Source organism: Collinsella sp. AF38-3AC (assembly GCF_003474365.1).
Classification (GTDB): Bacteria; Actinomycetota; Coriobacteriia; order Coriobacteriales; family Coriobacteriaceae; genus Collinsella.
Genome location: NZ_QROM01000003.1, coordinates 126,915 through 148,872 on the forward strand (window position 1 = coordinate 126,915; position 21,958 = coordinate 148,872).

General features: G+C 61.2%; 21 protein-coding genes. All 21 read right to left on the bottom strand.

The annotated features are described in order from the left end of the window. Positions 1–11 precede the first annotated feature (11 nt). On the bottom strand, positions 12–1,199 hold the full coding sequence (dxr, locus tag DW029_RS03400) for a 1-deoxy-D-xylulose-5-phosphate reductoisomerase (protein ID WP_118273335.1): 1,188 nt from the start codon (positions 1,197–1,199) through the stop codon (positions 12–14). Beyond that, positions 1,199–2,098 (bottom strand): phosphatidate cytidylyltransferase, encoded by a 900-nt coding sequence (locus DW029_RS03405; RefSeq protein WP_233543789.1) that lies wholly within the window; start codon positions 2,096–2,098, stop codon positions 1,199–1,201. The genes dxr and DW029_RS03405 overlap by 1 nt, the downstream gene beginning before the upstream one ends. Positions 2,099–2,100: 2 nt before the next feature. Next, complete coding sequence (locus DW029_RS03410; RefSeq protein ID WP_117735162.1) at positions 2,101–2,895, bottom strand: isoprenyl transferase; 795 nt, start codon at positions 2,893–2,895, stop codon at positions 2,101–2,103. 1 nt (position 2,896) lies between these two features. After that, positions 2,897–3,433: a ribosome recycling factor gene (gene frr / locus DW029_RS03415; RefSeq protein ID WP_006236112.1), complete on the bottom strand. Its 537-nt coding sequence runs from the start codon at positions 3,431–3,433 to the stop codon at positions 2,897–2,899. A 2-nt stretch (positions 3,434–3,435) separates the two neighbouring features. Further along, positions 3,436–4,158, bottom strand: a complete 723-nt coding sequence (gene pyrH, locus DW029_RS03420) for a UMP kinase (RefSeq protein ID WP_035138557.1) — start codon at positions 4,156–4,158, stop codon at positions 3,436–3,438. Between the two features lie 117 nt (positions 4,159–4,275). Beyond that, positions 4,276–5,145 carry a translation elongation factor Ts gene (gene tsf, locus DW029_RS03425; RefSeq protein ID WP_022094736.1) on the bottom strand — a complete coding sequence of 290 codons (870 nt, stop codon included), beginning with the start codon at positions 5,143–5,145 and terminating at the stop codon, positions 4,276–4,278. 45 nt (positions 5,146–5,190) lie between these two features. After that, positions 5,191–5,919: a 30S ribosomal protein S2 gene (gene rpsB, locus DW029_RS03430; RefSeq protein WP_117735161.1), complete on the bottom strand. Its 729-nt coding sequence runs from the start codon at positions 5,917–5,919 to the stop codon at positions 5,191–5,193. Between the two features lie 219 nt (positions 5,920–6,138). Further along, the gene (locus tag DW029_RS03435) at positions 6,139–7,059 is read right to left on the bottom strand and encodes a tyrosine recombinase (RefSeq protein ID WP_369833515.1); all 921 of its coding nucleotides are present in this window, start codon (positions 7,057–7,059) and stop codon (positions 6,139–6,141) included. After that, complete coding sequence (gene trmFO, locus DW029_RS03440; protein ID WP_118345283.1) at positions 7,056–8,393, bottom strand: methylenetetrahydrofolate--tRNA-(uracil(54)-C(5))-methyltransferase (FADH(2)-oxidizing) TrmFO; 1,338 nt, start codon at positions 8,391–8,393, stop codon at positions 7,056–7,058. Before trmFO ends, DW029_RS03435 begins: the two co-directional genes overlap by 4 nt. A gap of 14 nt (positions 8,394–8,407) precedes the next feature. Continuing rightward, on the bottom strand, positions 8,408–9,343 hold the full coding sequence (locus tag DW029_RS03445; protein ID WP_369831512.1) for a DNA-processing protein DprA: 936 nt from the start codon (positions 9,341–9,343) through the stop codon (positions 8,408–8,410). Beyond that, a complete protein-coding gene (locus DW029_RS03450; RefSeq protein ID WP_118345284.1) occupies positions 9,340–10,863 on the bottom strand; it encodes a YifB family Mg chelatase-like AAA ATPase in 1,524 nt (507 codons plus the stop codon). Before DW029_RS03450 ends, DW029_RS03445 begins: the two co-directional genes overlap by 4 nt. Then, entirely contained in the window at positions 10,863–11,348 is a 486-nt protein-coding gene (locus tag DW029_RS03455) for a YraN family protein (RefSeq protein WP_117794427.1), read from the bottom strand. Before DW029_RS03455 ends, DW029_RS03450 begins: the two co-directional genes overlap by 1 nt. Positions 11,349–11,537: 189 nt before the next feature. Next, positions 11,538–12,326: a ribonuclease HII gene (locus DW029_RS03460; protein WP_118345285.1), complete on the bottom strand. Its 789-nt coding sequence runs from the start codon at positions 12,324–12,326 to the stop codon at positions 11,538–11,540. A gap of 93 nt (positions 12,327–12,419) precedes the next feature. Further along, entirely contained in the window at positions 12,420–12,761 is a 342-nt protein-coding gene (gene rplS, locus DW029_RS03465; protein ID WP_006236098.1) for a 50S ribosomal protein L19, read from the bottom strand. A 211-nt stretch (positions 12,762–12,972) separates the two neighbouring features. Beyond that, positions 12,973–15,723 (bottom strand): pyruvate, phosphate dikinase, encoded by a 2,751-nt coding sequence (ppdK, locus tag DW029_RS03470; RefSeq protein ID WP_118345286.1) that lies wholly within the window; start codon positions 15,721–15,723, stop codon positions 12,973–12,975. A 403-nt stretch (positions 15,724–16,126) separates the two neighbouring features. After that, positions 16,127–17,002: a pyruvate, water dikinase regulatory protein gene (locus DW029_RS03475; RefSeq protein ID WP_118098742.1), complete on the bottom strand. Its 876-nt coding sequence runs from the start codon at positions 17,000–17,002 to the stop codon at positions 16,127–16,129. A 34-nt stretch (positions 17,003–17,036) separates the two neighbouring features. Next, the gene (gene glyS, locus DW029_RS03480; RefSeq protein WP_118345287.1) at positions 17,037–19,133 is read right to left on the bottom strand and encodes a glycine--tRNA ligase subunit beta; all 2,097 of its coding nucleotides are present in this window, start codon (positions 19,131–19,133) and stop codon (positions 17,037–17,039) included. A 3-nt stretch (positions 19,134–19,136) separates the two neighbouring features. Beyond that, positions 19,137–20,048, bottom strand: a complete 912-nt coding sequence (locus DW029_RS03485; RefSeq protein ID WP_006236091.1) for a glycine--tRNA ligase subunit alpha — start codon at positions 20,046–20,048, stop codon at positions 19,137–19,139. Between the two features lie 59 nt (positions 20,049–20,107). Beyond that, positions 20,108–20,671 (bottom strand): signal peptidase I, encoded by a 564-nt coding sequence (lepB, locus tag DW029_RS03490; protein ID WP_118273330.1) that lies wholly within the window; start codon positions 20,669–20,671, stop codon positions 20,108–20,110. A gap of 2 nt (positions 20,672–20,673) precedes the next feature. Continuing rightward, positions 20,674–21,432, bottom strand: coding sequence for a tRNA (guanosine(37)-N1)-methyltransferase TrmD (trmD, locus tag DW029_RS03495; RefSeq protein WP_118345288.1), 759 nt, complete (start codon positions 21,430–21,432; stop codon positions 20,674–20,676). Positions 21,433–21,442: 10 nt separating this feature from the next. Then, positions 21,443–21,934 (bottom strand): ribosome maturation factor RimM, encoded by a 492-nt coding sequence (gene rimM, locus DW029_RS03500; protein WP_233505236.1) that lies wholly within the window; start codon positions 21,932–21,934, stop codon positions 21,443–21,445. Positions 21,935–21,958 lie beyond the last annotated feature (24 nt).

Below are 21,958 nucleotides of genomic sequence, written 5' to 3' on the forward strand. Positions count from 1 at the left end.
ATCCTTATGGGTTAGGAACGGGTTGCGACGAGCACCTGCGCAGCCTTTTCACGCGCCCACGCATCGATGTCGCGAAGCTGCTCAAACGAATCGACCGCCTGAATATCGTGGGCATCCATGCAGGATTCCACAATGCGATCGATATCGGTAAAGCTGCAGCCATCGTGCAGGAAGGCATCGACGGCGACCTCGTTGGCGGCATTGAGCACGCACGGCATGGTGCCACCCGTCTTGCCGGCACGCTCGGCCAGTGCCAGACAGCGGAAGGTATCCATGTCGGCAGCATCAAACGTGAGCTGCCCCAACTCGCGAAAATCGATACGAGGCGCCGGGGTATCCCAACGCTCGGGATACGAGAACGCGAACTGGATGGGAATACGCATGTCGGAAGCACCGAGATGCGCCATCACGGAGCCGTCGGCGAACTCGACCATAGAGTGAATCTTGGACTGACGCTGCACGACCACGTTAATGAAATCGAGGTCGCAGTTAAACAGATGCATGGCCTCAATACGCTCCAGGCCCTTGTTCATGAGGGTAGCGGAGTCGATAGTGATCTTGGCACCCATGGCCCACGTGGGATGTGCGAGGGCATCGACACGCGTCACGCAATCGAGCTCGTCGCGCGTGCGGCCAAAGAACGGACCGCCCGAGCAGGTGAGCCAAATACAATGAGCCTCGCGCGGGTTCTCCCCCAGATAGCACTGGTAAATGGCTGAGTGCTCAGAGTCGACCGGAATAAGCTGGCCCGGTTGCGCCAACGGCATAAGCAAGTCGCCACCGACGACGAGGGACTCCTTGTTGGCAAGAGCAAGGCGCTTATTCGAGGTCAAGGCCGCATGGCTCGCCTCGAGACCGGCAGCGCCCACAATAGCGACGAGCACGCAGTCGACATCGTCGCGACGCGCGAGCTCGCAAACCGCCTGCGCGCCAACGCCGAGCTTCGTTCCCTCGGGCAACTCCTGCAGCACGGCGTCATCGCCATGAGCGACATCGGCCACGGCAACCGCCGGAACCGAAAACTCGCGGGCAGCGGCAACGAGCTCCGAGGTGCTGGAATTAACGGACAGCGCCGTCACCTGTAGGCGATCGGCATGCTGGCGGCACACATCGAGCGCCTGGGTGCCGATAGAGCCCGTACAACCCAGGATGGCAACACGGAGGCGTCCATCGGGGCCATACGTCGTCTGGAATGACATTACAGCACGCCTCCAATCATCAAAAGCAGCTGCGCGGTAATGCAGCCGAAGATAAGCGAATCGCTACGATCGAGCATGCCGCCATGGCCCGGGATAAGATTGCCGGAATCCTTGACGCCCACGCCACGCTTGATGCGTGACTCGATGAGGTCGCCGATAACGCCCAGGACGGACACGACCACGCCGCACAGCAGCGCATAGGGCAGGCTGAGCTTGTAGAAGTGCGTCGCCCACAGGATGAGCCAAATCAAAACCGAGCCCAGGATGCCACCAACAAACCCCTCCCAGCTCTTTTTTGGAGAGATCTTGGGAACCATCTTGTGCTTGCCGATACGGCTGCCCACGATGTAGGCAAACGAATCGGAGACCCAAAGGGACGCGCAAACGCCCACCGAAAGCAGAGCGCCGGCAAAACCGGGCACGGAATCGCGCAGCAGCACGATAGCCGACAGCATAAAGCCAGTGTAGATGGGACCCATGAGCGTCACGGCCACATCAGATATGCGGGTACGCGGCGACCAGACATACCAAATGCCCGCCGCGAGCATCAGGGCAAAAAGCAGGGCATTCAACAACATCGAATCGCCCAACGCCGACAGCGGAAAGAGCACGGCGGCAGCGATACCCATACGCTCGTTCGCCATCTTGCCATCGAGCCTTGTCATACGGAAAAATTCATAGCAGCATAGACCGCTCATGACGGAAACAAAGATGGCCGTGGGCACGATACCCAAAACCAGGCACAGGATAAAGACGACGGCGTAGACGATACCGGCGGCGGCACGGGTAATAAAGCCCGCCAGCCACGAACCGGTGCCACTCTTCGCTGCAGGCGCTCCCGCAGTGCCAGCTTTGCGCGCAGGCGTCTTGGGAGCAGATCCCTTGGGACGATCGGACACGATTAAGCCTCCTCGGTCTTGCTCAGTCCACCAAACCTACGGTCACGGCCCTGATAGGCCAAAATGGCGTCGACGAGGCCCCAGCGATCAAAGTCGGGCCAATAGGTATCGGTGACGTAGAACTCGGAATAAGCCACCTGCCACAGCAGATAGTTCGAAAGGCGCAGCTCACCAGAGGTGCGAATCACAAGCTCAGGATCGGGAAGACCGGCGGTATAGAGGTGGGAAGCAACCATGTCATCATCAATTGCGGCAGGATCGATCTTACCGGCGGCAGCGTCGAGCGCAATCTGACGGACAGCGCGGGTAATCTCGGCACGCGCGCCGTAGTTGACGGCAAGCGCCAGCGTCATACCGGTGTGATCGGCGCACTCGGCAAGACCGCGTTCAAAAACGTCGCGGGTCTTCTTGGGCAGCGCGGAAATGTCACCCAAAAAGACAACGCGCACGTTTTCGCGCTTCAGAAGCGGCAGCTCGTCGATAAACGTCTTGGCAAACAGATGCATCAAGACGTTGACCTCATGCTGCGGGCGGTTCCAGTTTTCGGTAGAAAACGCATAGGCAGAAAGCACGTCGACGCCCAGACGCACGCAGGCGGTAATGATCTCGCGAAGGGAGACGATACCCGCCTTGTGGCCCTCAGTGCGTGCAAGACCGCGCGACGTGGCCCAACGACCGTTGCCGTCCATGATGCATGAGATATGATGCGGAATGTTATTGAGGTCAAGGTCGGAAAAACCGACGCCCGCAGGGGCGTCGGCAAAGTACTCGACCAGTTTATGCTCGTCGTATTGCACCTTAGATCTCCATGACCTCGGCTTCTTTTTCCTTCAGAAGCTCCTCGACCTTGGCGACATACTCATCGGTGTGCTTCTGGACCTTAGCCTGCTCGCGACGGACATCGTCCTCGGTGAGCTCCTCATCGCGCTCGAGCTTGTTGTTGAAGTCGCGACGGATGTTACGGATAGACACCTTGGCCTGCTCAGCGTACTCGCGGCACTCCTTGACGAGCTCGCGACGGCGCTCCTCGGTGGGAGCCGGGAACGGCAGACGAACGACGGTGCCATCGGAGTTGGGGGTAATACCCAGATCGGAAGCGCCGATGGCCTTGACGATAGCGTTGATGAGCGCCTTGTCCCACGGCTCGATGAGCAGCATGTGGGCCTCGGGGGTCTTTACAGCGGCAACCTGCGTGACCGGCGTGGGAACACCGTAATAATCGACGGTGATGTCGGACAGAATGTTAGCGTTGGCGCGACCGGTACGGACCTTGGAGAAGTTATGCTTGAGGGACTCGAGCGACTTGTCCATGTGGGCGGTGATGTTCTCTGCCATGCTTAATCCTCCTGATAGACGAGCGTGCCGACGGGCTCACCCGAAAGCGCGCGCTTGACGGTGTCCTCGCCATCGATGTTGAGGACCAAAATCGGCATACGGTTATCCTGGCACAGTGCCGTAGCCGTGGAATCCATAACTTGCAGACCGCGGACGAGCACCTCATGGTAGGTGATCTTGTCAAACCGGACGGCGTCAGCACACTTGACGGGATCCTTGTCGTAGATGCCGTCAACCTTGGTGGCTTTAATCAGAATCTCGGCGCCGATCTCGCACGCACGAAGAGCCGCAGCGGTGTCGGTCGTAAAGTACGGATTGCCCGAACCGGCGGCAAAAATAACGACGTTGCCCTTGGAAAGGTGATTGATGGCGCGACGGCGAATATAGGGCTCGCAGATCTCGTTCATCTGGATAGCGCTCATCACGCGGCAGGGAACATCGTTATGCTCGAAGGCATCCTGCAGGGCAAGCGCGTTCATAACGGTTGCCAGCATGCCCATGTAGTCGGCCTGAGCACGCTCCATGCCACCGGCAGCGCCGGCCATGCCGCGGAAAATATTGCCACCGCCGACAACGACGCCGACCTCATGACCAACGGCGAGCAGCTCCTTGACCTGCTTGGCAAGATGGTCGGTAACCTTGGGGTCAATGCCATATTGGCCGTCGCCCATCAGTGCTTCGCCGGAAAGCTTCAGAAGCACGCGTTTATATCGGATGTCGGACAAAGCGATCCTCCTTTAATTAGACTTTTAATATGATAACAAAGGCTTAACGGGGAGCCATGAAAAAGCAGGCTGTGAGTAAAACCCACAGCCTGCTCATTACCAGCTACAAGAGCTTATTTACTCGCCACGGACCAGACGGTCAAAGGCAACGACGGTAATGGTGTCGCCGAGCTCCTTGGAGACCTGCTCAGCGTACTTCTTGATGGTGAGGGAGCTGTCCTTGATGAACTCCTGCTCGGTGAGCACGGACTGCTTGTAGAACTTCTCCAGACGGCCGACAGCCATCTTCTCCTGGATAGCCTCGGGCTTGCCGGACTCGGCAGCCTGAGCCATGTAGATCTGCTTCTCGTGCTCGACGGTCTCGGCCGGAACCTGATCGCGGGTAGCGCAGATCGGGGCGACGGCGGCAACCTGAAGGGCAACGTCGTGAGCGAAGGTCTTGAAGGACTCAGCCTGAGCGGTCTCGGCCTTCTCGAAAGCAAACTCGACGAGGACGCCGATCTTACCACCCATGTGGATGTAAGAAGCGAGAGCGCCGTTCTCGGCCTTACGGGCGGCGAAGCGGGAGATCTTCATGTTCTCGCCCATGATGTGAATCATCTCGGTGAGCTCGGAGGAAACGGTCTCCTCGCCCATCGGCTTCTCAAGCAGAGCGTCGACGTCAGCAGGCTCGGTGGTAGCGACAACCTCAGCGACCTTGGAAGCAAAGCCGGTGAACTTGGCGTTGGAGCCAACGAAGTCGGTCTCGCAGGAGAGCTCGAGCAGAGCGCCGGTCTTGCCATCCTCGGAGACGAACGCGGCGACAGCGCCCTCGTTGGTCTCACGGCCAGCCTTCTTGGCGGCCTTGGCAAGGCCGTTCTTACGCAGAACGTCGACAGCGGCGTCCATGTCGCCGTCAGCCTCGACGAGAGCCTTCTTGCACTCCATCATCGGGGAGTCGGTCATCTCGCGAAGCTGCTTGACCATAGCGGCGGTAATCTGGGCCATTGTGGTTCCTTTCAAAGAGATGAAAAAGAATTAACTAAGACTGATTTACTCGGCCTTGGGCTCAGCGGCCATCTCGGCCTCGGAGACCTGCTCCTTGCCGGAGCCAGCGAGGCAGGCGTCAGCCATGAGCTCGCACATAAGGGTGACAGCGGAGATAGCGTCATCGTTGCAGGGGATGCCGTACTCGACCTCGTCGGGATCGGAGTTGGTGTCGATCAGAGCGACGACGGGGATGTTCAGGCGCTGGGCCTCCTTGATGGCGTTCTCCTCGCGCTTGGTGTCGATGACGAAGAGAGCCTGGGGCAGACCCTTCATGTCGCGGGCGCCACCGAGGTTGGTCTGGAGCTTGGTGAGCTCCTTGCCGAGCACAGCCTGCTCCTTCTTGGGGAGCACTGCCATGCGGCCGTCATCGACCATGGCCTCGAGCTCCTCCATGCGGTTGATGCGGGAGCGGATGGTGACGAAGTTGGTCAGCATGCCGCCGAGCCAACGCTGGTTGATGTAGGGCATGTTGGCGCGCTCAGCAGCGTTCTTGACGGCCTCCTGAGCCTGCTTCTTGGTGCCGACGAACAGCACGTTGCCACCTTTGGCGACGTTCTTGACGAAGGTGTAGGCCTGGTCGGCGTCGAGGATGGTCTGCTTGAGGTCGAGGATGTAGATGCCGTTGCGCTCACCGAAGATGAACGGCTTCATCTTGGGGTTCCAGCGACGGGTCTGGTGACCGAAGTGGCAGCCGGCCTCGAGCAGGGTGCGGATATTAATCTTGGTAGCCATGTTAAACCTCCTGTGGTTTGCCTCCGCGCGGGGTCATCCTCCAAAACCAACCCGGACATGTGCTACCAAAGCCCGGGCACCACGGTATGAAGTAGCCGCGCGTGCGTGATAAAAACCTGTTGCCGTGAAGCAACCCGATGAATGATAGCAGGAATGCATCTTCCTGCCAACCCGCAATCAAAACCACACACCTGAGTGCGGCGCAGGACGTCCCAGCCACTATTCGCCGCGGGGATGGGCTTGAGCCACGGCCCGCTTAAGCCGATCGGGCGTGAGATGCGTGTAGATCTGCGTCGTGGACAGGCTCGCATGACCCAGCAGCTCTTGAACCGAGCGCAGGTCCGCACCGCCCTCGAGCAAGTCGGTCGCAAAGGTATGGCGCATCGCATGCGGGGCGATGTCGGCCGGAATGCCGGCGAGCGTCGCCAGCGTATGGAACCGCCGCCTGAGCATGGCGGCGCTCATGCGATTGCCGCGCGCCGATAAAAGCAGCGGATGCACGCCGTTTGCGCCGTCGCTTCGCCTTGCCTGCGCAAGGAGCTCCGGCCTCCCCTCCTCTATATAGAGACGGGCCGCCTCGAGAGCACGCCGATAGAGCGGCACAATACGCTCCTTGCTCCCCTTACCCCAAAGTCGCAACGTTCGCTCGGACCAAGCGATGGACTCCACATTGAGCGCCGCGAGCTCAGAGATGCGGGCGCCGGAGGCATAGAGCAGCTCGAGCATCGCCGCATCGCGCAATCCCGCGGGAGTTGAGGTATCGGGGGCTTTGAGGAGCGCCTCCACCTGTTGGTTCGTCAGCACACCGGGCAGATCACGCGGGAGCTTGGGCGAGGATATCGCCGAGACCGCATCGCCCTCAACGATCCCCTCGGCAGCCATCCATCGATAAAGTGAGCGAATGGCAGACAAGTGCGCCGCAAGGGTCCGAGCCGCCACCTGGTCACGCGACAGCTCGGCCAAATAGGAGCGAACCGTCCGTACGTCGGCGGCACGCGCATCGACGCCTTCGCGCTCGCACCATGAAGCGAAACGCTCCAGCCGCGAAGCGTAGGCGGTCACCGTGTTGGGAGCGAGCCCTTCGACGCGAGCAATATAGGCGATGAACGAGTCGATGGTGTCGTACAGGTCAAAGGCTATGACCGGTCGCCTCCAAACAGATCGGGGCGAGTGGCCAGATAGGCATCAAGAGCTTCGAGCGCACGGTCCGCATAGGCCTGGTAGCGGTCGCGCTTACTGCGGCGCTTGCCGTCCTCGAGCGGTGGCACGAGGCCAAAGTTGACGTGCATGGGCTGATAGCCCACGGTGGCAGGATCGGTCGCATAGCCCACGAGCGCACCCAGGGCGCCCACGCGCGGCAGCTCAACAGGCTCCGCCTCGATTGCCTCGGCATAGGTGTTGAGCGCGGCGAGCAGACCGGTCGCCACGGCCTCCATATAGCCTTCGGTGCCGGTGATCTGGCCGGCAAGGCGCACGCTCGTACCGGGCACGGCAAAGGTGCCATCGAGCACGTGCGGGGCGTCGACAAAGGTATTGCGGTGCATGACACCGTAGCGGAAGAACTCGGCGTTCTCCAGGCCCGGCACCATATGGAAGACGCGCTTCTGCTCGCCAAAGGTCAGGTTGGTCTGGAAGCCCACCAGGTTATAGGCAGTCTTCTCCTTGTTCTCGGCACGCAGCTGAATCGCTGCCCAGGGGCGACGTCCGGTACGCGGGTCGGTGAGGCCGACGGGCTTCATGGCGCCAAAGCGAATGGCGTCCTTGCCGGTGCGCGCAACCTCCTCGGCAGGCTGGCATGCCTGGAACAGATCGCCGCCCTCAAAGTCCTTGAGCACCACGCGGTCGGCCGTGGTGAGCGCCTCGATAAAGGCCTCGTACTCTTCCTTGTTGAGCGGGGCATTGAGGTAGTCGCCACTCCCCTGTTCCTCGTAGCGCGACTGCGAGAACAGCACGTCCATATCAAGCGTGGAGGCATCGACGATCGGTGCCGCGGCATCGAAGAACGCAAGGGCGTCGCCACCGACGAGCTTCATGACCTCTTCGCTCAGCGCCGGCGAGCACAAGGGGCCGGCGGCAATGACCACGTGACCCTCGGGAATCCGCGTGACCTCGCCGTGAATGATCTCGATATTGGGACGGGCGGCAACCTCGGCCTCGACAAGCTCGGAAAACTTGACACGGTCGACCGCCAGGGCACCACCGGCGGGAACAGCCGCGCGACGGGCGCAATCGAGCAGGACCGAGCCCATGCGCTCAAGCTCGGCCTTCAGCAAACCAGCCGCAGAGTCCGGACGGGTCGACTTAAACGAATTGGAGCAGACGAGCTCTGCCAGGTGATCGGTATGGTGGGCCGGGGAGCTCACCTGGGGGCGCATCTCGCACAGCTTTACGGCGAATCCGCGGTCTGCCAGCTTGATCGCGCATTCCGAACCCGCCAAACCGCCACCGATAACCGTCACCTGATCAAACAGCATCTGCAAACACCTTTCTAATTGACACGTTTTCCATTGTGACCGAAGGGGGTCTGGGCGTGAAGGGCAAACTTGGAGGGCGCATACCTTCCATCCATCATGCGCTCGATAAGACCCTCGAGCTCAAGCGAACCTAGGAGTTTGAGTACGCCGACGGCATCGAGCGAGACGAGCGCCGCGATGTCATCGACCTTGAGCGGAGAGGCGATGAGCGCATGCATCACGGTCTGCCGTGTTGGATCCAAGTCGGCAATACCGGGAGCATCGGGGCGCGAGTAGCGCAGGGTGCCGTAGATGCGTGAAATAGCCATCTCAATAGATTCCTCGTCGATGATGCAGCAGGCACCGTTCGCAATGAGGTAATTCGTGCCACGCGACTCGGGCGATAGGATCGACCCCGGCACGGCAAGAAGTTCGCGCCCCAAATCCATAGCAGCCTCGGCTGTAGAAAACGTCCCGGAAGGCATACCCGCCTCGGATACAAAGAGGGCTTGCGACAGGGCCGCGATCACACGATTGCGGCGCGGAAAGGCAAACCTGCGCGGACCCATGCCCCACGGAGAGATCGACACGATCGCGCCACCCGTATCAAGCGTGCGAGTAATAAGCCCCGCGCTCGAACGCGGGTAAACCACGTCGGCGCCCGTCCCCAGCACCACGACGTGTTTGCCGCCGGCGTTGACCGCAGCCCAACCCGAGGCCTGGTCACAACCGACCGCGCCGCCCGAAACAACCGTCACTCCCGCCTCGACCGCCACCTTTGCCGCAAGCTCTGCCACGGCAAGACCATACGGAGAGGCCTTGCGCGCGCCGATGATGGAGAGCGCAGGCGTCGAAAGCACCTCGGGGTTGCCGCGCACAAAGAGCGTCTGGGGTACATCAGAAAGCTCCAAAACGGTCTCGGGATACAACGCGTCACCTGGATGCAGCTCGAAGGTCCCCTCGGCCATCATTGGTCCCTCCTTCCCTGGTACATCGCCGCCTCGAGCACGTGATCCTGCGTCACCTGCTCGCTCTCGGCGACGTCGGCGATGGTACGTGCGATACGCACCAGGCGCACGATGCCGCGGCCCGTGAGATGCGTGCGCTTTGACAGGCCGAGCACACACTTCTCCGCCGCATCATCGAGCTCAAAGGTCGAAACGACGCCGTCAATGGACCGCGTCTCATCATCCTCGGCCTCGGCGTCCGCATCGTCCATACGGGATTCGCGCCAAGCGCGAAAAGCACGACCGCGCACAACGTAGTCACGCAACTCGGCCGACGACATACCCTCCGCACCCTCGATAATCACTTGGGGGTCGGGACGGGTCACATCGATCATCATGTCGATACGGTCGGCCAAAGGACCGCGCAGCTTTGCCCGATAGCGCTCCACCATCGATGCCGAGCAGCGGCATGGCACCTCGCGATCGCCCAAAAAGCCGCAGGGACAGGGATTGCTCGCGGCCAGCAGCTGAAAGCGCGACGGGAAGGTAAAGGCCCCGTCGACGCGTACGATCCTCACATAGCCGCGTTCGATGGGCTGACGCAGCGTCTGCAGCACACCCGTGGGAAACTCGGCAAGCTCGTCCAAAAAGAGCACGCCGCCATGAGCAAGGCTGATCTCACCCGGATGCACCGGGCGTCCCCCGCCGATAAGGCCTGCGGTCGAAATACTGTGGTGGGGACTGCGGAAGGGCCGGTGCCCCGCCAACAAGCCATCAATGTTCTCACCCAAAACCGAATGGATGCACAGCGCCTCCTGTTGATCTTCAACGGAAAGCTCGGGCAGGATGCCGGTCATACGGCGCGCAAGCATCGTCTTGCCCGATCCCGGGGACCCAATCATGAGCAGTCCGAGTTCTCCTGCCGCCGCAAGCGCCATGCCGCGTTTAGCGACTTCCTGCCCCAGTACGTCGGCATAGTCGAGCTCGGGCTCAAAGGTCGCCTCGAGCACTTCAGAATCCAGATAATGCCGCGCGGCGTCCCCCATGCCATGGGCAAGCTGAGATAGATGGTCGATAAACCCGCAGTCAACGCCCGCAAGCGGCACATGCTGATCGGACCTGCCGGCGATAAAGGACAGCCCCATATCACGTGCCAATAGCTGAAACGCCACCTCGCCCTTGACAGGAAGCACCGTACCGTCCAAGCCAAGCTCACCTGCGATAAGACAACGATCGAGGTTGTCGCGGGGAATCTGACCATCGGCCGCCAATACCGCAATGGCGATGGGCAAATCAAAGCCGCTACCGGTCTTGCGAATATCGCCGGGCGCCAGATTGACCGTAATGCCCGAGCGCGGAATCTCGAACCCGGCGGAGCGCATCGCGCAGCGAATACGACCGCGTGACTCCATCACCTCCATACTCGGAATGCCGAGCATCTGGATGCCCGGAACGCCACCGGCAAGCGAGACCTCGACCGTGACGTGAATCGCCTCGACGCCGCGGATGCAGGCCGCGTGAACGGCAAACGTCTCGAACGCCATCACGACACCTGCCAATCGAATGCGTTGTACTGATGCTCGATCTCGGCGATATGCCCGCCGCGGATGGTGACGCCCACGGCATCGAAGCGAATCGCCTTGAGCGGATAATGCTCCATGAGATAGCAACTTGCGATGCGGCGATAGCGGCGTTGCTTTTGGGCGTCCACTGCCTCCTCGGGAAAGACCCGCGTGTTGCAATCCAGTGCAACGCGTCTGGTCTTGACCTCGGCCATCACCACGACATCGTCGAGCTCATCGAGCAGCACCAGATCGGCCTCACCCTCGGTGCAACGATAACCCTGCTCCAGCAAGGTGTAGCCGCGCTCGTTAAAGTAGTCGATGGTGATCAGCTCGCCCAGCATGCCCAGCTCGCGGGGGCTGAGTCCCTTGATAAGCTCGGGCGTCATCGCCCCGCAATCGAGCTCGCCGTTTTCCCAACGCTCCTTGAGCTGCTGCGTCTTGCTCTTTTTGCTTGCGGCACTCATGGGGTCTCCTTTCCCGCACACTGCATTGCCCCGATGATGAGGGCACCTTTCATGCGGGTAAGTACCGGATGCAAACCAAAAGCTGACCAAATACCGACAAAAAATGGGCCGTACGCAACAATCACGTTGAACACGGCCCGCTACCAGCAGGTTTATAAAACGCTAGGGGTCCCTTTCTCCACAATTGATCTAGAAAAGGCGCTCAGTCTGCAAAAAGTTTCCGCAAAAGCTCACGCGGTGCAGTGGACAAAGTCCATGTTTGCGAATGGCCTCGATATGCTCGGGGCTTGCATAGCCCTTCGACTCTGCCAGATGGTACTCGGGGTACTCGGCGTCGTACTCGACCATCATCTCGTCACGCGTGACCTTGGCCATGATGGACGCCGCAGCGATGCAGGCGATTTTGGCATCGCCCTTCACCACATCGCGCTCGTTAGGAACGGCGCCCAAGGGGTTACCATCCATGAGGACGCAGTCGGGCTCGAGCCCCGTATCGGCCACAGCGCCCGCGACGGCAGCGCGGATGGCGCGGGCCATGCCCATATCATCGATATCCTTCGGCGCGATATGGCAAAAACCGATCGCCGTCGCCACCTCGGCAATCTTCACCGAGAGCAGCTCGCGGCGCGCCGGCGTGAGCTTTTTGGAATCGTTGATACCCCAGACGCGCGGCTCCATAGGAAGACAGACGGCGCACACCGTCAGAGGACCGGCCACCGATCCGCGACCCACCTCATCGACACCAACGACCACCCCATCGCCGCCAAGCTCATGCATAAACTCGTACATGTCATTGACGCGCTCACGCTCGGCAAGCTCTTTGGCATGGCGTTTGAGGGCGCGTTCACAAGCCTTGATCACCTGCTGGCGCGGGTCCTCGCGATAATGCTCCACGAGGGCGGGAATCTCCTCAAACGTAGCGCTCGCCAGCTCACCGGCAACCTGCGATGCCGAAACCGAGCTCGTCATGTTGGCCATACCAGGCCCTCCTTGCATGCAAATCAGATAAAAAGAAGGGCCACCCGAAGGTGACCCTTGTGTCCAAACGAGTGGACAGACGCTGCGATCTTCTTAGCGCTTCTCGGGGATGCGAGCAGCCTTGCCCACCTTGTCGCGGAGGTAGTACAGCTTGGCGCGACGGACGCGACCATGACGAACGACCTCGAGCTTGGCGATCTTGGGGCTGTGAAGCGGGAAGGTACGCTCAACACCGACACCGAAGGACATCTTGCGGACGGTGAAGGTCTCGCGGGCACCGGCGCCGGCCATACGGATGACGTCGCCCTGGAAGACCTGGATGCGCTCGCGGTCGCCTTCCTTAATGCGGTAGTGAACCTTGACGTTGTCGGCGACGCGAACCTGAGGAATGTCCTCGCGGATCTGCTGACGCTCGATTGCGCGGATGTAATCCATGTGCAATTCCTTACTCTTCTAGAGGTGCCGTACCACCTTGGCCGGCACGTAGTTGAACAAACGTATTCGAGTATACACGCGCGGGTTTCTGCTGCAAGAACAATTTTTTACGCAGACAAAAAGACAAAACCCGCACATGATAACCGCCCGCCTCACGAATGAGACGGGCGGCATGAAGGGGGGGCTACACTAGGCGTCTACACCCAAAACGTTAGGCGGAACGCTTGGCCTCGAGCTTGGCCTGAGCGGCGGCCAGGCGCGCCAGGGGCACGCGGTAAGGCGAGCAGGACACATAGTCCACATCGGCCACGTTGAACAGGCCCTTGATAGACTTAGGGTCGCCGCCGTGCTCACCGCACACGCCAAAGTGCATGCCGGGGTTGGTGGCGCGGCCCTTCTCGACAGCCATGCGCACCAGCTCCAGCACCGCCGTGTCGATGGTCTCGAAGGGGTTATCCTTCAAGATCTTCTTGTGCATGTACAGCGGGATGAACTTGGCCTCGGCGTCGTCGCGCGAGAAACCAAAGGTCGTCTGGGTGAGGTCATTGGTGCCAAAGCAGAAGAAGTCGGCGTGCTGGGCGATCTCGTCGGCGACCATGCAGGCGCGCGGCAGCTCGAGCATCGTGCCCACGGGAATGTTGAGCTCGACGCCCTCCTCGGAGGATACCTCGGCGATGACACGCTCGATGACCTCGCGGGTCTGGACATGTTCGGCCGTGATGGAGACGAGCGGAACCATGATCTCGGGGCGTGGGTCGACGCCTTCCTTGATAAGGCGGGCGGCAGCCGTGGCGACGGCGCGGACCTGCATGAGCGGCAGATCGCTAAAGACGACGGACAGGCGCACGCCGCGTAGGCCGAGCATGGGGTTCGACTCGACCATGCCGTCGATACGACGCAGGCGGGTGCGCAGGACGGCAAGCTCTTCCTCGCTGGCGCCAGCGGCCTCCTTCTTGGTGATGGCGACCTCGAGCTCGCGAGGATTATCCAGGAACTCATGAAGCGGCGGATCGAGCAGGCGGACGACCACATCGCGACCAGACATGGTCTTGAACATCGCCAGGAAGTCCTCGGTCTGGACCTTAAGCAGGTCGGACAGGGCCTGCTGCTTCACGGCCTCAACGTCAGACAGGATAAAGCTCTGGATGATGTTCTTACGGTCGCCCAGGAACATGTGCTCGGTGCGGCACAGGCCTATGGCCTCGGCACCAAACTCGAGCGCGAGCGCGGCATCCTCGGGGTTGTCGGCGTTGACGCGCACGTGGTTGGCGTGACCGTCGGTCTCGTCCAGGCGGATCTCGTCGGCCCAAGACAGGATGGTGTCCAGATCGCCGGTGAGCTCAGCGGAGACCAAATCGACAGCGCCATCGACGACGATGCCCTGAGTGCCGTCGATGGAGATGATATCGCCCTCATGCAGCACGCGGTCGCTGCCCTCGATGCGCACGACCTTCTCGGCCGCGTCGATATGGAAGCGCTCGACACCGCAGACGCAGGGGGTACCCATGCCACGGGCGATAACGGCGGCGTGGCTCGTCTTGCCACCATGGCTCGTCAAGATGCCCTCGGCGGCGACCATACCCTTCAGGTCATCGGGGTTGGTCTCCCAGCGGACCAAAATGACCTTATGGCCCTCGGCAGAACGCGCGACGGCGTCATCGCTCGAGAACACGACCTCACCCACGGCGGCACCGGGGCTGGCGTTAAGGCCGTGTGCGAGCGCCTCGTACTTCTTAGAGGAGTCGAACTGCGGGTGAAGGAGCTGGTCGAGCTGCGCGGGGTCGATGCGGCTCACGGCCTCCTCACGGGTGATGAGGCCTTCCTCGACCATCTCGATAGCGATGCGCAGAGCGGCGGTGGCGGTACGCTTGCCCACGCGGGTTTGGAGCATCCAGAGCTTGCCCTGCTCGATGGTAAACTCAATGTCGCACATGTCACGGTAGTGATCCTCAAGCGTCAGGAAGACACACTCAAGCTCCTCACCTGCGGACTCGAGGCCCGGGGTGGTCTTGAGGTCGGCAATGGGCTCGGTGTTGCGGATGCCGGCGACGACGTCCTCGCCCTGGGCGTTGACCAGAAAGTCACCGTAGAACTCCTTGGTGCCGTCGGCCGGGTTGCGCGTAAAGGCGACACCGGTCGCCGAGGTCTCGCCCTTATTGCCAAATGCCATAGCCTGAACGTTGACGGCGGTGCCAAGGTCGTAGGAAATGCCGTGCTGCTTGCGGTAGATGCAGGCGCGCTCGTTCATCCAGCTGCCGAAGACGGCCTGGATAGCAAGGCGCAGCTGGAGCTCCGGATCGTGCGGGAAGACGGGCTTGCCGTCGGCGACCTCGAGCTCGGGATACAGGGCGGCCTCGACGTTGTCGGAGAAGATGCCCTTGAACGTCTCGACGAGCTCCTGCAAATCCTCGGCCGAAAGCTCGGAGTCGACGCGAACGCCGGCGACCAGGCGGGCCTGGGTCAGGGCATTCTCGAACAAGTCGGCATCGACACCCATGACGACGTTGGAGAACATCTGGATAAAGCGACGATAGCTGTCCCAGGCAAAACGCGGGTTTTGCGTCTGGGCGATGAGACCCTGAACGGAATCGTCGTTGAGGCCCAGATTGAGGACCGTATCCATCATGCCGGGCATGGAGAACGGAGCGCCCGAGCGCACCGAGACGAGCAGCGGGTCACGGGCGTCACCGAGCTTCTTGCCGCAGCGGTCCTCGAGGTCTGCCTCGGCGGCAACGATCTCATCGAGTGCGCCTTCGGGCCAGACGTTGCCGGCACCGGAGTACTCGACGCAAGTCTGGCAGGTAATGGTAAAGCCACCGGGAACCGGCAGACCGATGCGGCTCATCTCGGCAAGGTTTGCGCCCTTGCCGCCAAGCACGAAGTTCATGGACTTGTCGCCCTCAGTGACACAGGTGCCCTGGGCGTCGGTTCCAAAACGGTAAACCCTCTTGCAATCGCTCACGATACTTCCCCTTCCATGCGCTCTCGCGCACGACCGTGGTAACGAATCGACCCGCCGGATGCGGGCCGTGAGGGAACTATACGGCGGGTTTTGAGCGGGCTTGAGCAGAGGATGCGCGGTTTGGTAAACGTGCTAAAACTGGCGGTAAACGGTAGGTAAAGGTGGTTACCTTATGAAGATACCAATGCAAGTAACTTGCAGGTCAAAAGCGGTAATAACTGCTAAATCGCTTTACCATAATCATGCATTATTTTGAGGTAGTCTCTTTGGGTGGCTAATTTGGGACGGGGCTATTTTAGCTACCCCACACGAGCGTTCGGCCCCAAGCCGTATCCGGATTATGGGTAGCTAAAATAGCCCCGTCCCAAATTAGCTACCCAAACACAACCTTGTCCCAAATGGGCTACGTTTGTTGGGCCCGACGGGCGGCGCGGCGTGCGCGGGCTTCTTTGATTTCCTCCAGATGGCTAATGATCTCGGAGGCGCTCTCCTCGATCGCCTTGCCGTCGGTGCGCACCACAAAGCAGCCCAGACGCTTCATGAGGGCACGAGCTTCCTCGAGCTCGCTGCGCACGCTCTCGGGCTCGGCATAGGAGCCGGCAACGGCACGGGCGTAGTCATCGCCCAAGCGGCTATCGCGAATCTCAGAAATAACGTCGACGGTCGAAATCAGACCAAATAACCGCATCGGGTCGACCTCGTAAATCGACTTGGGCGGCTCCATGCCATGGGCCAAAGGAACATTGGCAACCTTGTAGCCCTGATAGGCCAAATACATCGACAGCGGCGTCTTGGACGTACGCGATACGCCCAGCAGCACGATATCGGCACCCGACAGATCGTCGCAGCCGCGCCCGTCATCGTGCTCAACGAAATACTCCATAGCCTCAATGCGATGAAAATAGCGGTCATCGGTCTTGTGAATCACGCCCGCAACGCCCTTGGGCGGCACACCGATGAGCGACGACAGCACGGCGAGCGTCGGACCGATCAGGTCGACCGAGCGAATGTGCAGCATGCCCAAGTAGTCGAGCACACGAGCACGAAGGGCCGGGTCGACAATGGTGTGGAACACGGCGATATCGCGATGGTCGGCATCGACGCGCGGCCCCACAAATGACTTGACCTGCTCCACGGAGGTCACCTTGGGCAGGCGCAAAACGTGAAAAGCCCCTTCATCAAATTGCCCGGACGCCGCAAGCACCACCTCACAAGCGGTATCACCGAGCGAGTCGGAGATAACGATAACGGTGGGACGAGCGGTGACCGGGCAATCCATGCGGGGCTCCTTTTGCGCTTACGCGCAGGCTAGCTTACTTTTTGCGGGCAAGCTCACCAATGTTGGCGATGCCGGAGAAAACGGCCTCGAAGCGGTTGAGCAGCTTAAGGCGATTATCGCGGAGCTGCTCGTCCTTGTCCATGACCATAACCTCGTCGAAGAAACGGTCGATGGGCGTGCGCAGGGCGGCAAGGGCGGCAAATGCGGCCGGGTAGTCCTCGGCAGCGAGGGCGGCATCGACAGCAGTCTGAGCAGCCTCGGAGGCGTCGGCAAGCGCGAGCTCGGCCTCACCCATCAGGCTGCGGTCATACTCCGCACCCAGCTCGGGCTTGGAGATGTGCGCGGCGCGGGCATAGGCGGTAGCCAGGTTGTCGAAGGTCTCGGCATCGTTCTTGCGGGCCTCGTCGAGCGCGGCGCAGCGGGCGAAGAAGACGGACGGGGCGATGATGTGCACCGCGGAGACGGCGGCGACGGTATCGGCAGGAATCTTCTCGTCGCGGGCCATGCTCACCAAGCGGCCATGGAAGAAGTCACGGACCTGCTGGGCGACTTCGGTGGCGTCGAACTCAATGCCCTGCTCACTATAGAGCTCGAGCGCAAAGTCGATGAGCGACGTGGGGTCGATCGGCAGGCGGTCGCGCAGGATGTTGATGATGCCGATAGCGGAACGACGCAGCGCATAGGGGTCGGAGGAGCCGGTCGGGGGCTCGCCGATGGCAAAGATACCGGCAATGGTATCGAGCTTGTCGGCACAGGCCACGATGCAGCCAGCGGTGCCCTCGGGCAGCTCGTCACCGGCAAAGCGGGGACGATAGTGATCGCGAATGGCGTGGGCGACCTCGTCGTTCTCCCCCATCGCGGTCGCGTAATAACCGCCCATCACGCCCTGCTGGCTCGTGAACTCGACGACGGCGTTGGACACCAGATCGGCCTTGCACAGGTGCGCGGCGCGAGCGGCATCGGCGGCAAGGTGGGCGCCCAGATGAGCCTCGCGGGCGATAGCGAGCGCGAGCTGCTCGATGCGCTCGGACTTGGCGAGCACGCTACCGAGCTTCTCCTGGAAGGCAACCTTGGCCAGGCGCTCACGGAACTCGTCGAGGGAGATCTTCAGGTCCTCCTCGTAGAAGAACTTTGCGTCGTCCAGACGGGCGCGCACGACGCGCTCGTTACCGTCGATCACGCGCTCGGCATTCTCGGGCTTGCTGTTGGAAACGACCACGAACTCACGCGTGAGCTTGCCCTCGCCGTCATAGATCGGGAAGTAGCGCTGGTTGGTGAGCATGGACTCGCAGATGATCTCGTGCGGGACCTTGAGGAACTCCTCATCGAAGGTACCGACGAGCACCGTCGGCCACTCGCAGAGGTTAATGACCTCCTCAAAGACCTTCTTGGGCGTATCGACATGGCAGCCGGGACGGGCAGCCTCGACCTCGGCGATACCGGCAAGGATGGCCTCACGACGACGCTCGGCAGAAAGCACACCGGCGTCCTCGAGCACCTGCTCGTAAACAGCGGGGCTGGCAACCACATAGTCGCCAGGGCCAAGTACGCGATGACCGCGCGTGGTGTTGCCGCTCGTCACGTCGGCAAACAACACGGGCACAACATCCTCGCCCAAAAGGCAGCAGATCCAGCGGACCGGACGAACAAAGGTCGCATGCTCGTGACCCCAGCGCTGGCTGCGGTAGTTGGGCCACTGCAGGCCGGCGATGGTCTTCTCGCACAGAGCGGTCAGAATCGGCGTAGCCGGTACGGAGGGAATGTTCTTCTCGGCGAACACATACTCGCGACCGTCAGTGTCCTCGCGACGGACCAGGTCCTCGGCAGCCACACCGCACTTGCGGGCAAAGCCCTGGGCGGCCTTGGTGGCGTTACCGTCAGCGTCGAAGGCAATGTTGGCCGCGGGGCCACGCTTGACCTCGTGAACCTCATCGGTCGCGGTGGCGACGTTGGCAACGAGTGCAGCCAGACGACGCGGGCTCGAGATCACGCGGACCTCGCCGTGGGCCAGACCGGCCTCGTCGAGGCCCTTGGCGATCATGGTGCCAAGCTGCTTGACGGCATTGTTCAACGGTGCGGAGGGCATTTCCTCCGTACCGATCTCAAACAGGAAATCCTTAGCGTCTGCCATGGCTTACGCCACCTCGCCTTCCTGATCGGCATTCTCGTTAACTCCGGCGACCTCGGCCATATAGGCCTCGCAGCACGCCTTGGCAACGGCGCGGACGCGCAGGATGTAGTTGGCACGCTCGACCGCGGACAGCGCGCCGCGGGCATCGAGCAGATTGAAAGCGTGGCTGCACTTCATGACGCAGTCGTACGCCGGCAGCGGAAGCTTGCGCTCCAGGCAGGAATGGCACTCGGCCTCGTAGTCGTCAAACTTCTGACGCATCATCTCGACGTTGGCGACCTCAAAGTTATAGGCACTGAACTCGCGCTCGTTCTCGAGGAACACGTCGCCGTAGGTCATGGGCGTGCCGTCGGGCAGGTAGCTCCACACCAGGTCGTAGACCGAGTTGACGCCCTGAGCGTACATGGCGATACGCTCCAGGCCATAGGTGATCTCGACGGGCACGGGGTCGACCTCGATACCGCCCACCTGCTGGAAGTACGTAAACTGCGTGACCTCCATGCCGTTGAGCCAGACCTCCCAGCCAAGGCCCCAGGCGCCGAGCGTCGGGCTCTCCCAGTCGTCCTCGACAAAGCGGACGTCATGGTCGTTGGGGTCCAGGCCAATGGCGGCCAGCGAACCCAGGTAGAGCTCCTGGGCGTTAACCGGCGAGGGCTTGATGAGCACCTGGAACTGATAGTAGTGCTGCATGCGGTTGGGGTTCTCGCCGTAGCGGCCGTCGGCGGGACGGCGGCAGGGCTGCGCATAGCAGGTGCGCCACTCGGCGGGACCGAGCGAGCGCAGCGTGGTCGCGGTGTGGAAGGTACCGGCACCGACCTCGGAGTCATAGGGCTGCATAATGACGCAGCCCTGCTCGCCCCAGTACTGCTGGAGACGCAGGATGATGTCTTGGAAGGAAAGCGATGAAGCGTTCATGCCTCTAATATCCCCTTGTCGAAACGATTACACGGTTAGGTACTGTACTATAGCGGTTTTTAGTCGATAGCGCCGATACGGTTGAGCGGCCAGTAGCGAACAAGCGCCACGGCGATCAGGTCCGAACGGTCGACCGGGCCAAAGTAGCGGGAGTCGGCAGAGTTTTCGCGGTTGTCGCCCATCACCCACACGCACCCGTCAGGGACGGTGTAAGGATAGCTCACCTGAGCAGCGGGCGCCTGGACCGAAAGCGGCCAGCTCATGCCGGTCGTATAGTCTTCATCGAGCGCCTGGCCGTCGACGACGACCTTGCCGTCCTGAAGGTCGACCGTCTGGCCGGCCGTGGCAATAACTCGCTTGACGAGAACATCGTGCTCGGAGGTGCCATCGGGGTTGTGGAATACCACAATATCGCCCTGTTTGACGGGCTGACCGAGCTCGAGGCTCACCTTTTGCGCCAGAATCTGATCGCCAATCTCGATCGTAGACTCCATGGAGCCGGTAGGCACCACAAAGGGTTCAACCACAAACGAGCGAATCAAAAAGGTGGCGACGAGCGCAATCGCGACGACCACGATCCACTCAAAGGCACCCTTTAGCACGGAATGCTGCGATGGAACCATTCTCACTCCTCGCTTAGCGAATACGACGCGTCCAAAATCTCTTGCGCGTACACGCGCTCCTCGGGCGTAAGCCGTGCCGTCTCGATCAGATCGGGTCGCCAGCGGCAGGGACGCTCAATGGCATTCTTACGGCGCCAGGCGTCAACCTTGGCATGATCGCCACTCACGAGCACCGGGGGCACACCCTCGCCGTTGAACTCGGCGGGGCGGGTGTACTGCGCATATTCGAGCAGGCCACCGTCCTCGGCAGTCGAGAAGGACTCATCCACGTTGCTCATCTCATCGCCCAGGGCGCCGGGGATGAGGCGAACGACAGCATCGGCCACGACCATGGCGGGGAGCTCGCCGCCCGTGAGCACATAGTCGCCGATCGACAGGCGCTCGTCGGCATACGCATACGCGCGCTCATCGACGCCCTCGTAGCGACTGCACACAAACAGCAGGCGCTCACTTTTGAGTAGGCGCTCGGCCACATGCTGCGTAAAAGGCTCGCCACAGGGGGTAAAAAACACCACAGTGGGCTTGGGACCCTCTGCGCTAATGGCCTCGACGGCCTCGGCAATAGGCTCGACCTTCATGAGCATGCCCTGCCCGCCGCCGTACGGCTCGTCATCGACGGTACGATGGCGGTCGTGCGTCCAGTCGCGCAGGTTATACGCCTTAAAATCAAAAAGGCCGGCCTTGCGGGCGCGGCCCAAAATCGACGTGGACATGACGGGCTCAAACATCTCGGGAAAGACCGAAAGGGTCTCGATCAGCATGTTGTCCTCCCTACTTGTCCATATCGATCAAACCATCCATAACGTGGACGGAAATTGCCCCCTGATCGGGAAGATCGAGCACAACCTGCTCGATCACGGGAATCAGTACCTCGCCGTACCGATCGCCCTCGACAACCCAAACATCGTTGGCGGGCGTCGACATAATCTCGACAATCGTGCCGAGCGAGCCAAAGCGCTCATCGACCACCTCGCGACCCATCAGGTCGGTATAGGCGGCGTCGAGTGAATCGAGCTCAAAATCGTCACGATTTGCCAGCACATAGCATCCCGTGATGCCCTCGGCGGCCGTCAAGTCGTCAATGCCCTCAAACAAGACCAGATCGCCATCGCCCGTATCGGTGACGGACACGACCTTGCAAAAGCGGTCGCGCTTGAGTGCCGGCGGCGTCAAGGCGATGCGCATACCCGGCTCCAATACAGAAGGAAGCCCCCGCAGCGGCTGCGCGAGGACCTCCCCCTTCCTTCCGTGCGGCTTGACCACACGGGCGATGTTTTTGTACTGGGA